Origin of the sequence: Sideroxyarcus emersonii (assembly GCF_021654335.1) — a bacterium.
Taxonomy (GTDB): Bacteria; Pseudomonadota; Gammaproteobacteria; order Burkholderiales; family Gallionellaceae; genus Sideroxyarcus; species Sideroxyarcus emersonii.
In genome coordinates this window covers 2,445,351-2,458,917 of the sequence record NZ_AP023423.1, presented here as the reverse complement: position 1 = coordinate 2,458,917, position 13,567 = coordinate 2,445,351, and the positions used below count along the sequence as shown (strand labels likewise).

The 13,567-nt window shown below is 52.7% G+C and carries 17 protein-coding genes; 14 read left to right on the top strand and 3 right to left on the bottom strand.

The genetic code is table 11. The features are described from left to right. Positions 1–22 precede the first annotated feature (22 nt). The 13 genes from L6418_RS11865 to L6418_RS11805 all read left to right on the top strand — a co-directional run bounded on the left by L6418_RS11865 (position 23) and on the right by L6418_RS11805 (position 10,177). Positions 23–979: a cbb3-type cytochrome c oxidase subunit II gene (locus tag L6418_RS11865; protein WP_237247133.1), complete on the top strand. Its 957-nt coding sequence runs from the start codon at positions 23–25 to the stop codon at positions 977–979. A gap of 16 nt (positions 980–995) precedes the next feature. Beyond that, positions 996–1,613 (top strand): hypothetical protein, encoded by a 618-nt coding sequence (locus tag L6418_RS11860; protein ID WP_237247132.1) that lies wholly within the window; start codon positions 996–998, stop codon positions 1,611–1,613. A 325-nt stretch (positions 1,614–1,938) separates the two neighbouring features. After that, positions 1,939–2,259, top strand: a complete 321-nt coding sequence (locus tag L6418_RS11855; RefSeq protein WP_237247131.1) for a hypothetical protein — start codon at positions 1,939–1,941, stop codon at positions 2,257–2,259. 24 nt (positions 2,260–2,283) lie between these two features. After that, positions 2,284–2,568, top strand: coding sequence for a hypothetical protein (locus L6418_RS11850; protein ID WP_237247130.1), 285 nt, complete (start codon positions 2,284–2,286; stop codon positions 2,566–2,568). Next, positions 2,565–3,047, top strand: coding sequence for a cytochrome c (locus L6418_RS11845; RefSeq protein WP_237247129.1), 483 nt, complete (start codon positions 2,565–2,567; stop codon positions 3,045–3,047). Before L6418_RS11850 ends, L6418_RS11845 begins: the two co-directional genes overlap by 4 nt. Continuing rightward, positions 3,044–3,490: a hypothetical protein gene (locus tag L6418_RS11840; RefSeq protein WP_237247128.1), complete on the top strand. Its 447-nt coding sequence runs from the start codon at positions 3,044–3,046 to the stop codon at positions 3,488–3,490. The genes L6418_RS11845 and L6418_RS11840 overlap by 4 nt, the downstream gene beginning before the upstream one ends. A gap of 8 nt (positions 3,491–3,498) precedes the next feature. Next, on the top strand, positions 3,499–4,548 hold the full coding sequence (locus L6418_RS11835; RefSeq protein WP_237247127.1) for a formylglycine-generating enzyme family protein: 1,050 nt from the start codon (positions 3,499–3,501) through the stop codon (positions 4,546–4,548). Continuing rightward, a complete protein-coding gene (locus L6418_RS11830; protein WP_237247126.1) occupies positions 4,541–4,816 on the top strand; it encodes a hypothetical protein in 276 nt (91 codons plus the stop codon). Before L6418_RS11835 ends, L6418_RS11830 begins: the two co-directional genes overlap by 8 nt. Positions 4,817–4,822: 6 nt before the next feature. Next, the gene (locus L6418_RS11825) at positions 4,823–5,203 is read left to right on the top strand and encodes a hypothetical protein (RefSeq protein WP_237247125.1); all 381 of its coding nucleotides are present in this window, start codon (positions 4,823–4,825) and stop codon (positions 5,201–5,203) included. 125 nt (positions 5,204–5,328) lie between these two features. Then, entirely contained in the window at positions 5,329–7,968 is a 2,640-nt protein-coding gene (locus L6418_RS11820) for a fused MFS/spermidine synthase (protein ID WP_237247124.1), read from the top strand. Positions 7,969–7,991: 23 nt separating this feature from the next. Then, the gene (locus L6418_RS11815) at positions 7,992–9,311 is read left to right on the top strand and encodes a 4Fe-4S dicluster domain-containing protein (RefSeq protein ID WP_237247123.1); all 1,320 of its coding nucleotides are present in this window, start codon (positions 7,992–7,994) and stop codon (positions 9,309–9,311) included. Between the two features lie 11 nt (positions 9,312–9,322). Then, positions 9,323–9,757, top strand: a complete 435-nt coding sequence (locus L6418_RS11810) for a hypothetical protein (protein ID WP_237247122.1) — start codon at positions 9,323–9,325, stop codon at positions 9,755–9,757. Positions 9,758–9,760: 3 nt separating this feature from the next. Beyond that, entirely contained in the window at positions 9,761–10,177 is a 417-nt protein-coding gene (locus tag L6418_RS11805; RefSeq protein WP_237247121.1) for a hypothetical protein, read from the top strand. Between the two features lie 19 nt (positions 10,178–10,196). On the opposite strand, the gene L6418_RS11800 is transcribed toward L6418_RS11805, so the two are convergent. The 3 genes from L6418_RS11800 to L6418_RS11790 all read right to left on the bottom strand — a co-directional run bounded on the left by L6418_RS11800 (position 10,197) and on the right by L6418_RS11790 (position 12,807). Beyond that, positions 10,197–10,700: a cbb3-type cytochrome c oxidase subunit I gene (locus L6418_RS11800; RefSeq protein WP_237247120.1), complete on the bottom strand. Its 504-nt coding sequence runs from the start codon at positions 10,698–10,700 to the stop codon at positions 10,197–10,199. Positions 10,701–11,143: 443 nt separating this feature from the next. Further along, positions 11,144–11,344: a hypothetical protein gene (locus L6418_RS11795; protein ID WP_237247119.1), complete on the bottom strand. Its 201-nt coding sequence runs from the start codon at positions 11,342–11,344 to the stop codon at positions 11,144–11,146. Continuing rightward, positions 11,344–12,807 (bottom strand): hypothetical protein, encoded by a 1,464-nt coding sequence (locus tag L6418_RS11790; RefSeq protein WP_237247118.1) that lies wholly within the window; start codon positions 12,805–12,807, stop codon positions 11,344–11,346. The genes L6418_RS11795 and L6418_RS11790 overlap by 1 nt, the downstream gene beginning before the upstream one ends. Positions 12,808–13,200: 393 nt before the next feature. On the opposite strand from L6418_RS11790, the gene L6418_RS11785 reads away from it, so the two are divergent. Continuing rightward, on the top strand, positions 13,201–13,431 hold the full coding sequence (locus tag L6418_RS11785) for a hypothetical protein (RefSeq protein ID WP_237247117.1): 231 nt from the start codon (positions 13,201–13,203) through the stop codon (positions 13,429–13,431). Positions 13,432–13,567: the final 136 nt, after the last annotated feature.

Genomic DNA, 13,567 nt, shown 5'->3' with positions numbered 1-13,567 from the left:
GTAAAATTTAGGGAGATTAAGCATGGCTGGATTTAGGGAGTATAAGATAGGATCGAGGATTTTCGCCGTGGCGCTAGGCGGCTCGATGTGCATTACCTTGCTGTTGCCGAGTATCAATATTGCGGCAGTGTCATCCACCGAGGTTGCTCTTACCAAGCAGCTGTCGGTGGGTCATGAAACGGGTTTCAATCTTGATGACCCGTTCCTGCAGGGCAAGAACAAGCCGCTGGTTGTGGCGTTGAAGACTGATCCTAAGTCGAACAACCCACTGGGCGAAGCAGTTTCCGTGTATGTGTACCAGTCTGGAACTTCGTTCCCGGCTGGTGTGCTGCACCCGCGCATCCTGGGTGAGGGAATCCAGCAGTTGAGCGTAGAGCAGGGGCATATTACCGATGCGCAAAAGGCAACTGGTGCGGTTTTCGCGGTGAGCAAGGGTTCCTACCAGGGCAAGCAGTACAACTACATCGAGAACCTGACCGCAACCAAGGGTTGGACTCCGGCAGATGTGATGCGCGTGGCCAAGGATGAGGATGTTTCTCACGCGGGCGCAGGCAAGACAATGTTCGTGCGCGAGGGTTGCTGGTGGTGTCATACCCTGCTGCCTGAACAGACTCAGGACTGGCAGGTCTTCGGCGCTCCTCCGATGCTGGGTGACTTCAACGGCGAGTCTCCAACCGCGTTCGGTTCTGACCGCAAGGCTCCTGACCTGATGCATGTGGGTTCGCGCAACTCTTCCAAAGAGTGGATGATGATGCACTTCTTCAATCCGCGCCTGGTTCAGCCGCACTCGATCATGCCTCGCTTCGACTACCTGTGGGGTGAGAAGGATGCTTCCGGTCAAAAGATCGATTACGACAAGTGGCGTGCTGAATATAACGACTACCGCGAAGGCAAACGCGTAACGCCTCCGGAAGTTCCCAGCTACGCTAGCGATTCGGAGATCCGCAGCCTGATCGACTTCATGTTGAGTCTAAAGTAACGAGGGGGAGATAATAATGTCTTGGAATTTTAATAAGCCGCTAGTTACGATGGTCGACTCGGCGACAAATGAAGCAGACAAGCAGCTGTGGGAAAGGGAAGACCTCGGCGGTATCACGGAAGACAATCACCGCATGCCGATGCCGGTGGTATTGCTGGTTGTATTGACGGTATTCACCGCCTTTGCGATCACCTTCCCGCTCTGGGGTCAGCGTCCAACAGCGGCGATTTATGCCGGCTATGTAAAAGCAATGAACTCTCCTGAGATTGCATCGATTCAGGATGACGACGCTGCGATGAAGAAGATCGTTCAAATGAACGTGGGTGGTCCGTACGATGCACTGCTGGAGCGCCATCCGGTCACCATGAACGACCTGCGCATCATCAAGCCTCAAGTAGAGGCGCTGATGGCAAAAGGGGTTGATCTTGAGGAATACACCGTAGTCGGCGATCAGATCGTGCTGGCAAACTTCGAAGGAAACTTCAAGGCTGACGGCACGCGCGAGAGGAAACAGCCCTGGTGGGACAAGGGCTATACGATCGACATTTTCTACGTGATTTACTTCTTCGCGCTGGTGATTATTCTTATCAAGAGGCTTCCTCCTTCTACATGGCAGCCGAAGCATAAGCACTAATAGATTCGGACTGGCGAGAATTAGTCTCGACAGTCCGATTCCTGTGTAATTAATTGGGAGAATTAAAATGATTGAAGTTGACTACGGTCCTGGCGTGCTTTTCGGAATTATTGTTGTCGTGTTTGTGTGTCCAACCATATACGGCTTGTTCATCGACCGTATTAAGGGTTAATTACAAGCCAGAAACCGTCCACGCTTGAGCGCAAAATTGCTTCAAGCGTAGCACTGGATGCAGATGGTAGCTGGCTGACATGCATCAACTCCTTAGTTTGGAGAAATAAGCGCCTCGGCCTAGCCGGGGCCTTATAATTCAGTTAGTATCCAAATGATGCAGGAGTTAAAGATTTTATTTTCCGGAATTCAATTTACAAATCCCAGCATCTCGCAAATAGGCTCTGAAATCTCCCCCAAGCTTGATCTGAGCATCGAGGGAATGCGCAGTCAGCAATTCAGCGAGTGGATATTTGTTTTTTTGCTGGTCGGCATAGCTGTTTTCTCGGCGATCGTAATTGCCTTCATGTACAGCAAAAATCGTCCCACTGACATGCGGATGGGCGAACGATTTATGTTTTCAGCGATCATAATCGGTATAGTGGTGGCGATTATTCTGGGCGCCGTTCAAATGCTTAACGGCTATCTTTTCTAAGTCAAATACGTAGTTCGGGAGAACATGATGGCAAATTTCATAGAAACCCTTCCGGATGGTTGGACCATATATCTGTGGCTGATCATCGGGGCTGTGATCATTATGGCGGTGGTCTACTGGATACGCTGGGGTATCAAGAATGAGCAGTTTGATGAGGACATCAAATATGTGCTTTTTGATGAAAAGGACCAGGAAAAAATGGCGGCCGACGAATATGCAAAAAGTCGCTCCGTAATGAAGACACAGATTGAAAGTCGGAATCGTTTTTTGGCCCAGCAAAATGCGGGAAAGCATAAGTTAGGAGCATGAGGCGCGGGGAAAAAGCAGTTCTGGCCCTGATTGGGCTGGTGGTTGTGGGCGGGATGGTGCAATCGGCTTTCCATGTTGAGGACAAGCATGACCGGGATATTCCCTTCTACAGCACTGCTACTCCGGAAGTGGCAAAACAGGCGATGGATGTCATTCGCGACAATGGCTGCAAGAGCTGCCATAGTTTGTGGACGCTGAAAGATGTGCTGCAATCGGTGCCCGCTCCGATGCTGGACGGGATCGGGGCAATCCGCAGTGAAGCCTGGTTGTATCAATATTTATCTGCAACTGATCCCCAAGCCACACTACCCTCCCGCCTGAAAAAAGAGTACAGAATGCCCTCGTATGCGGGATTGCCGGATGAGCAACGACGCGTACTGGCTAAATATCTTGCCAGCCTGCAGGTCAAGGACTGGTATCTGGAGCAGACCAAAAAGGCAGAATACGAAAAACTGACTGGAAAGGAGCCGCAAAAATGAAGCACAGGTTTCTTACGGGTATGGTTGCACTGCTTGCAGGGGTGGCCCTTAACCATATGGGCGACAAACTGCTTGGGGTGAGATTGGAGCTCTTTTCAGGCTTGTCGACATTTAGCTTCGCCTGGATGGTGGATATTTTCATCGTTCCGTTCATTGTCGGCTTGGTGGTGTCCTGGATATTCGGCATGGGCGGGAAATGGTTGTGCTATTTTCCTCCGCTGATAGTGCGCAGTGTCAGTTACGCAGAAATTCTGTATGTCACAGGGACCCCGCATGGCAGCACGCTGAATCCGATGGGATGGTGGGGCTTCTACGTTATCCTGGCCATGGAAGCAGCTGGCATCGGCGGTATCGTGGGCGAAGTTGTGATCAAGAATGTATATGGCCGTTCAAGCAAGGCTGCGCAAATGGATACGCAGCCGGCCATGGAAAAGGAATCGTGATGCCCACCATGAACAAGAACACTGTTCAGACCCCGGCGGATTTGCAGCGGAAAAAGAAATATCTCTCTGCCACCATCATCACCTGCATCGCGCTGGTCATGATAGGGGGCAGCCTGCACGTGGTAAAACTGGGTTCCATCCGCATGGGAGAAATGCGGGCACTGGCAACCTACAACCTGAAAGAAGAGTCCTCCCGAATCCGTGCGGCCGGCGAAGATATTGCCCTGCACGAAGAAAACGAGAACCGGAAGAATCAGGCTGCAGGTTATACACCGGCTGAAGCCGATGCACTGCTCACGCCAGAGCAATGGAAAGAGCTTGGCTCATCAGTGCTTATTCCCGCCGGAAAATTCCTGATGGGAACCAACCTGAAAAATGCCGATGCGGCATCGCATCCACAGCATACCGTACAACTTAAGGCTTACCGGATCGACAAATATCTGGTGACCAATGCGCAATATGCGCGCTTCATTGCAGCGACAGGGCACAGACCGCCGTCAGACTGGAAAGATGGGAAAATTCCTCAAGGAACTGCGCTTTATCCTGTCACCTTGGTCAATTGGTACGATGCAACAGCATACGCCAAGTGGGCAGGCAAGCGTCTGCCGACAGAGGCGGAATGGGAAAAGGCGGCCAGGGGGACGGACGGCCGGAGATGGCCGTGGGGAAATGAAATGGATCCGGCGCGCCTGAACACTTATTACAATGTGGGCTCAGCCAGCAACGTAAATACCTATTCCAATGGCGTCAGCCCTTACGGCGTATACGACATGGCCGGGAACGTCGATGAGTGGGTCGCCGACGACTTTGAGCCTTATAAGGGAACGGATGCCGCTGCCGAAGTGTTCCAGGGCAAGATGGCACGGGTGCAAAGCGAAGAAGACAAGACGATGAAGGTGGCCGACCTGGTCCCGGTAAACAGGCAATACAAGGTATTGCGCGGCGGGTCCTGGAAAGGTGATCCGTTTTCAACCGCCACTTACCACAGGGACTATTCGTGGCCGAACTACGCTTCGGATTTCTACGGATTCCGTTGCGCATCGAGCGTGGATGAGTGACAGATTCCTGGAGACAGTGTTGAAACATTTAATGACGAAAATAGCCTTGATCACCTTCGGGATGGCCGAGATTCCATTGGCAGAAGCGTCGGTCGACAGTTACCGGTTCGCCCACGTTACCATCTCAACCCCTTGGTATATCTTCATCTTCCTGCTGATGGGTGTATTCGCGCCGTTCGTGCTGATGGTGGTGCTGGCATGGCGTAACGCAGCGAGAAAAAATACAGCTGAAACGGCCGATGAAAACCACAACCCTTCCATCAAGTAGAACATCATGCTGCAGAATATCAAACATCCAGTTCTTCGATCCTTGTTTATAACGCTGTTGGCATCACTCTCGATGATGTTCGTTTTGCCTGCACATGCAGAAGAAGCGGCGCACGAGGGGGAAAGCGCGCAGATCCTTCAGGCATTCAACAAGCAACATAGAGAAACTGAACACGCCAAATCGATCACCGACAACGACAAGCAGCGCATCATGTTCCTGCTGGGCGTCGTATTGATAACGCTGGTGATGATCACCGGGGGGTTGGGGATCGCCATGGGGGTATATGGCAAACAAGTTTTTGTGGCACACATGGTATTCGCGGCACTCAGCATGACCCTGGCGGTGGTCCATGCGATTGTCGGACTCGTATGGTTCTACCCCTTCTAGTATTCCGTGCCACTGAGCCGGGTTCTTTCATCGCAGATCAGTCTTTACGGCGCGAGCATATTCCCTGCAATTTGCTGATACCTGCGTTTTCTGGCCGCTGGGCCTGACGCAGGCAGTTCGCAAATATGTCATACCTCAGGCCGCAGGGCATCCAATCCAAAACATCCAGCGGCGCGAACAGGCTGTTGCTGCTGCTCTACTTGCTGTCGGGCGCAACAAGCCTGGCCTATGAAGTTTTGTGGTCGCGCATGCTGTCGATGCAGTTCGGGATCAGCATATTCGGGGTGGTACTGACCGTTACAGCCTATATGATAGGCCTTGGGCTGGGTAGCCTTGCTGGCGCAAGATGGGCACGGAAATGGAATAAACCGCTGCAGATCTTCGCGCTGCTGGAAATCGCCATTGCGCTGTATGCGCTGATTCTGCCCAAGCTGATTCATGCTGCCGGGAACTGGATAGAGCAGATATCGGCGCATCTTTCACTTGTTCAATGGTACATGCTGCAGAGCACGGAAGCGTTGGGTCTGCTGGTAATTCCGGCATTCGCAATGGGACTGGGATTCGCATTGATACTGAGATTCATCGAGCAAAGCGATATTTCGCTAGGGGAGCTCTATGGATTCAATACGATAGGCGGCGTTGCCGGCGCACTATATCCACTGTGGAGTTTGCCGATCATCGGCTGGATGGCATCGGTACAAACTGTTGCGGTGATCGGATTGCTGGTTGGCGGAGGGGCATTGGTCCTGTCGCAAAAGGCAAGGTTTGCAGGACAAATGGGAGCAAGCGGCAAACCTGCTCAGCCGCCGCTCACGATCTTGCTGATTTACGCTGGCATAGGCGCCGGCAGCATCATGCTTGAAATCGGCTGGATTCGTTTATACGGCATGGTAATGCTGCGGACTGAATACGTGCTCGGCCTGATTCTGGCGATTTTCCTGCTGGGGATCGCGCTGGGCAGCCTGATCCAGCAGAGACTGAAGCAGGAATGGCTGGCAGCGCTGATGCCGCTCATCGCGGGTGCCGGGGTCATGCTGGGATTGTGGCTGCTGCCTGCAACCTCGGCATGGGTCGAGCAAAGCGAATTCCGCTCGTTCTTTGGCGCAGTTTCTTCGCAGGCGCTGATACTGGGGCTGTTCACCTTGCCAATCACTTTGGTGCTGGGGGCGTGGCTGCCGATGCTGTCAGCACGCTTTGATGGCGCCGGCACAAGCGGTGTATGGCTGTATGGCGCGAACTGCCTGGGCGGCAGTATTGGTGCAGTCGTGGCTTTTCTGGTGCTGATCCCGCTGGTGGGCAGTACGGCCATGGTGGCGTTATCCGGTCTTTTTATTACGGCATTCGGTCTGATGTGGGTGAAACGGGCATGGCCGTGGCTGATATTCGCAGTGCTGTTGCTGGCCGCCTGGCAACTGAGATACATGCCGCAAGTGCACGAATTGCTGCCTAAGATAGAAGCCGAAAGCCGAAATCTGTATCTCTACGAAGATGCAATTTCCCTGACGCATGTCGTGCAGCAGCAGGATGGGCAGCGCGTATTGCTGAGCGATCTGCAACGTATGGACGCTTCCAGCGATCCAAGCGCTGCAGAAATCCAGATGGATCAGGCGCGGCTTGCACTGCTGCTTCATCCGGAGCCCCGCAGCGTTTTATTCCTTGGGCTGGGCACAGGCATCTCGGCGGCAGGATCAATGCCTTTCCCGAGCCTGATCCGCAGCGCGGTGGAATTGTCGCAAGGCGCAATCTATTCTGCGAAACACTGGTTTTCCCCCGTCAATGGCAATGTCACGGACCAGATGCAGATTCAGCGTGACGATGCGAGGCATTATCTGAGCACGACAGAGCGTCGTTACGATGTCATCGTGGGAGATCTGTTCCATCCGGATATGGCTGGGATGGGGGCGTTGCTGTCCGTGCAGCAATTCCAGCGCGCCAAAGATCACCTGAATCCGGAAGGCATATTTGTACAATGGCTGGCGCTTAACCAATTCGACATTCAATCGTTGAATGCAGTTTTCCGCAGTTTCAGACAGGTATTTCCGGACGCGCAATTATTCATGGACGGGATGCATCTTGCGCTGGTCGGCCCCAGAGATAGATTTACAGGCGCCGCCGCCGTGTTAAAAAACCTGAGTCGAATGACGCCGGACGCACAGCAACAGGCGACAGGAGGCGAGGGGGCCTGGACATGGTTGGGCCGGTATTGGGGCCCCATTCCTGCAACCAGCGGTCCGGTCCAGGACGAATGGGAGCCGTATATCGAATTCAAGTTGCCGCGAGCGCGCTACGATGGAGATGTCAATCTGTCATCGTTGATATATTGGTTGTTGCAGCGTCATTCCACACCGGAAGAAGCGATGAAAATTCTGGGGGTGGCCGAGCGGGACAAAAGTCAATTCGGGCGTGCCTATGTCGCAACCGAATTCACGGTGAGAGCTTGGGCCGCATCCATCCGGGATGAGGCGGCAAAATCGGGTAATCTGATATGGCTGGCTTATCAGGCCAATCCGCAGGATCACTGGATTGCCAATGCGCTAGCTGATAGCATGATGCAGTCGCTCCCCTTGGCAGGCAGGCAGGGGTTGAGCGAAAAGGACGCATTGCTGCGTATCCTGAAAGTTTACCCGAATCATGTAGCTGCGTTGCGCGCACTCTGGCATCTGGAAACGGCAGAGGGCAACCTGCAGGCAGCTGAACTCTACCGTTCACGTCTCCGCGCCATAACGCCTATGGATGTGGAAGTAAGAACAGCCTCGACGCAATAACGAGCGCAGCAGAAAAGGTACTCATGTCCTCTGGAACCAACAAAACGCTTTCTGGCATCCCGATCAAGGTTGTTGATGCGGGAGCAAAAAAAGATGTGGCCAATTACCGCTGGAAAAGGCGCACTGTCCAGATCGTCATATTGATCCTGCTGGTGCTTATTCCGGTGACGGGTTTGTTCCGCATCGATCCCGAGAACGGGGCGCTGGTCGTATTGGGCTGGCAAATCTGGTTTGCCGATTTCTTCCTGATATCGGGATTATGGATCGTGCTGGCAAGCGCGCTGGTTGGCTTGTACTCGCTTGCGGGCACGGTTTTTTGCGGCTGGGCGTGTCCGCAGAACTCCCTGGCGGAATGGGCGAATCACATGACGCACAAACTGCTCGGCAAGCGGGCTGAGGTGAGCCTTACCGGAGAGGCGCCCAAAGTGGCGGCCGCCAAGAACAAGGTGTTGAACTGGACATTGCTGGGGCTTTCGTTCCTGGTCGCAGCGATGTTCTTCGCACTGTTGCCGCTTTTGTATTTCTACCCGCCGGATGTGGTCTGGTCCTTCCTGATCTTCAGGGAAGACAAAAGGTTGGCCGGCTCTTTATATTGGATATATTCGGTTTGGGTGATGATCATTCTGCTGGATATTTCGGTGCTGCGGCATTTCTGGTGCCGGTTCGCATGCGTATATAAAGTCTGGCAGCATTCGTTCAAGACCCGGGAAACCCTGCATGTCGCCTACGATGCCAGCCGGGCAGACGAGTGCGAGAAATGCAATTATTGCGTGACGACCTGCTTCATCGAGCTGGACCCCCGCAAGACCGAAATTTACGATAGCTGCATCAATTGCGGCGATTGTATTGATGCCTGCAACCGGCTTCATGCCAAGAAGAATGAAACCGGGCTACTGCGATTCGAGTTGGGGCAGCGTGCGACGACCAAGAACGTCCAGCGTCTTCGCGATAACACTATGCGGTTGTTGTCCAGATTTCGCTGGACTGCTCCTTTCGCGCTCCTCGGCAGCATAATGCTGGCATGGGGGATCTGGTCTTATGAGCCGTATCATATCGCTGTGGGGTATCTGGAAACAGCCAGGAATCATTCGACGCGGGATTACCGCATCGAGATTTCCAGCAAGCGATACCGCCCGGCAGAGTTGAGCGTGGAGGTCGAGGGGTTGCAACATGACGATTACGTCTTGAGCGACCTTAAAGTAAATATGAAATCGGTCGGAAGGACTTCAGTAACCCTGACCATGTCGCCCAACCTGAAGCATGGTTTGCACCCGTTCGCAGTTGTGGTCAGATCGAATGACGGCTGGGTTGGCCGTTTTAATCTTCAGCACTTTGTCGAATAGGAGTAAGTGTGATGGAACAATCAGATAAGAAAACAGCAGCTTCCACAGAAGAGGCGCGCTGGGGTGAACCGCGCGCGGACAATTTCGGCTACGCATCGGATAAGGAACGGCTGGAAAAGCGCGGGATGGAAGACTGGGAACTGGTGGAAAAAATCCCTGAATCGCAGCAGAAAGTGCCTTATTGGTTCATGTCGGTCGTAGTGATCGTTCTGCTGGTGGGCGTAGGGCTCAGTTTCCCGTTCTGGGGCTTGCGTCCCGGAGTGGTTGTGAAATGGACCGATTGGGTGACGGAGCCGGGCTTTCTCGGTTCTCTTGTGTATATCACAGTCGCTGCGGTGTTCGTGTATTACATGGTCAATCTGTATGGTTCATCTGCTGCCGGAAGACTGGATTCTGACAAAGAGAAGCAAGATGATGCACAGGACGAGACGCAAAAGAAGGAATAGAGAGTGACTTGTCCTATTTCCATCCGCTTCAGTCGATGGCTCCTGCCGGCTTTTCTGGGACTGCTGACAGCAAATCTGGTTGCCTGCAGCGACGAAGCCAAGCAGGCACCGATCGCCGCACAGCACTGGAATGATATCGATGTGCGCATCGAAACCCATCCTAACCCTCCGCAAGCGGGGATGTCCGAGATTGTCGTGATCGTAACCGGGCCGCGTGGCCGGCCGGTCCAGGATCTGCTGGTGTCTTTGCGTGCAGCGAAAGACGTACCTTGGGTGCAGGCCATTCAGGACGGGCTTATCGGGGTATATCGACGCGCAATTGATCTTGGCGATAACGATGCGACAGAACTGCAGGTACGGCTACAGCGTGGTACGGATGAACAAGTGCTGTTTTTCCCGCTGAAGTTGGCCGGAAGCTAGCACAGAAGCTCTTCCGGCACTACTTTGGATCTGACTTGAATGTCAGGATCACGTTGGCCAGATAAGTGCAAAAACCTACTGCCATCGTAGTTCCTGAAATTGCCATGACGGGGCCGTAAAACCGGTGCACGGCAGACATCGCTGCCGGATTGCTGATCAGAATGCCTTCCCAAATGCCGAATACCATCTGGATGATGTAAAAGCTGTATACGCCTATGCTTACCCACCAGAACGTATGCTGGACCAGCTTTATCGAATAAATGGCTTTACCGGTGAAAATTGGCAGCAGATAGTAGGTCACGCACATGGCCAGCAGAACCACGCCGCCGACCAGATTCATATGAGCGTGGGCCAGCGGGTCGATCATATGCCCGGGCCCGCCATATGGGCTGCCAATCGAATCCAGCCAGGCGCGAACAGGCGGCATGACCTGGAACATCCCGTGGATGGTTCCAATAAAGAATGACAGAGCAGAAAGAAGCAGGAACTTCAAAAGGTGGCGATGCAGAACATTTGTGGTCATCTTGGGAAGCTCAAATTATTTACGGGCCTCTGACGACGTAGATCTGAATGATTAGGTGTCTGACCGCGGGTTAAAATGAAACATCAGAAAATGTCCGGGATACCCAGAATTTTCTGATGTTATTTGAATGGCAAGCTGGTGATTCTTATTTCTCAGTGATGCGCTCGATACCCATGCTGCCGAGCGACATTGCAACTACAACACCCAAACCAAAAATCACGATCGGCACTAACAGTTCAACTGGCATGCTATACCCTCCCCTTTTATAAAAATACTCCATTCAAAGGAAGCCGACAAAACCCTTCCTTTTCATTATTAAGTCTAACGGAATCCGCTACCTCATGCAACTTCCAAGCCGGGTTTTCTGCGGCATATGGTCGACTATTTTTGATGGATATGCAATCCGGATTTTCCCGATTGCGGTCAGCCACTTGCTTTGATTGCTACGGTCTCTGGATGCGACGACGCTTGATAACATCCCATGCCATATAAGCAATGCCGCATGCGACCACAAAGCAGACCAGCGCGATCAGCTGGAACTCGGTATCGGTGCTGACCAATCCGCCAACAAGCATATGAATCGCGTATCCCGTTATGAACAGGCCGGATATCGCGGCGACAACGAAAATTAATATTTCGACCATTATGTTTTCTTTTCCTGAGGATTGGCGGGTAGGGGAGTCTGAGTTTTTACAACTTGCAGAATCACTCCGCCGGATCGCAACGCGACGGTTTCGACTTTCCCGGTCTCCATGGTGGCAAGATTTCGGGAAAGTGAGCTGTTTGCCGGATTGCGCGGGTCGAATATCAAATAATCTATGCCCCGCAACATGGCAAACAGTGCCTCGCTGTTCTGTGCGGCAGGGGGCAATGGGAGCGCATCACAGCGACAGGCCAGCATGGTAAGGCCTGGCCACTGGCTAGCTACACGGATCGGCTTTTTGGTGGGAGAGTCCTGATCTGACTCTTCGTTCAAGAACAGGCCGCTGTCTTCCGCCAGTGTCTTGATCAAGCTGTCTCTGGGGGAAAGATACCCAGTCAGCACCAGCTCATAGCGAGCTTTATTGACCATCATGAAAGTGGTGGACAGGGCAAAGATGAGAATCAGGGCTGCTCCTCGTTGTCCCCAGAACCCGCCGCTGGAATTTGCGTTGCTGCGCAGCAGCAAGGGCAAGCCCCAATATAACAGGATCGTCAAGGCGGCAATGCCAAATGTCTCGTCGCCTACCAGCAAGCCGATCACGACGGCGAGCAGGAGTATCCGGCCCAAGAAATCAGCCCATAACCGATTTGCCTGCCTCAAAATTACCAGCAACAGGACGGTAAGCATCGTGATTCCGACCAGCCAATGGAAGATGCCGAATTCTTCGCCTTCAGCATGCCCAAGAATGGTGCTGGACAGGCTTCTGATGGGGTTGGAGAACCATTCGATATGGCCCCAGCCCGGTACCAATGCGAAGGCCATCAAGATGGCAAATGAGATCCCGACAAAGAAATAGTTGCGATGGCTCTGATTGATCGGATTTTTATACCAGGTCCAAAGCAAGGCAAGCGGATAGGCAAGGCCGACAGGGTGGAGGGTGATGGAGACCAGGCATAAGAAGATCTGGGCAAAATACATTCCGCCGAATGCCAGCTTTGACTCTCGATAGATCGAGTCCGACCAGGCGCCAAGCGAGAATGCAAGCAGCAGGTACACTCCCACTGAAATAGTATCGATTTGCTCCAATACCAGCGGAGAGATCAATAGCAAGCCTGTCGCCAGCAATGCCCCTTCGGTGTCTCCGCTGCGATATCGCCAGGCATGGAATGCCCAGGCTGCGATTGACATGATCAAAAGAGTCATCACTTTGGCTGCGATCACATTGCCGGTCCACAGGATGCCGACAGGTACCAGAAATAACGCACGGAAATCCGGAAATCCTAAAGTCACGATAGGACTGACGACGTTATCCGATACGGACCATACCAGTAGTAAGGCTCGGGCCGCCCCCTCATCAATTCCGTAGGGGGTCTTATGCATCAACATTAAACTTAATCCCCCCCAAATTAAAAGAGCGAAATAGGCCCAGTATCGATTGGGGATTCGTGATAACAGGTTGTTCATTTTGGAATAAGCCTTCGGGAATAAGTTAAGAAATCAGTAGTTCAGCAACTTGTTACAAGTCCATCAATAAAATGCCTAAAAATCGGCAGGGCGGCGTTTCATCGTCAATTTCCTGATGCGGCATTGATGGCTTGGCTCGGCGATATCCTGACCGCGCGGCCGGCAATGCATGCCGATACGGAGGCGCCAGTGCAGGGGCGACATCAACGATAAATGATAGCAGAAAGCCATTGCTGACCAATAACCAAGTCTCGGTCTTTACACGGGCTACGGTCGAGGCTGCAATTGACAACCCACAACTCGGCCCATAGTATGAAACTGCATCAAAAATGAAATCAGCAATCGCTAATTGTTGGCAATTGTCGTTATAACATACGTTGCGAGGTGCATAACATGAATCAGAAAAATGATGCGGATGCGTTACGGGAGAACCGGCAGGCGAAATTGAAAGAGTTGCAATTGCAGCAGGCGAAGCTGAAAGAACTTCAGGCTGAATTGGAAAGAATAAATACAAAAATCAAGAACAATGAAAAACTTTCGCTGGATGACACAAAATTCCTGGGCGATCTGGGCTGGCTGACTGCTTTGTCGGTCACGATCGCCAGCATCGCTTCCAGCCTTTGAGCCTGCCACAAGCAAATGAAGGGCCGAGAACCCGATTGAGGCGGCCTTCCTCAAGCAATAGAAACCGGTGGCGCCAGAAGGGTTTGTTGCCTTTGTATATTGCCTTTACAATGAACATAAGTTTTTGTCGCCGCTG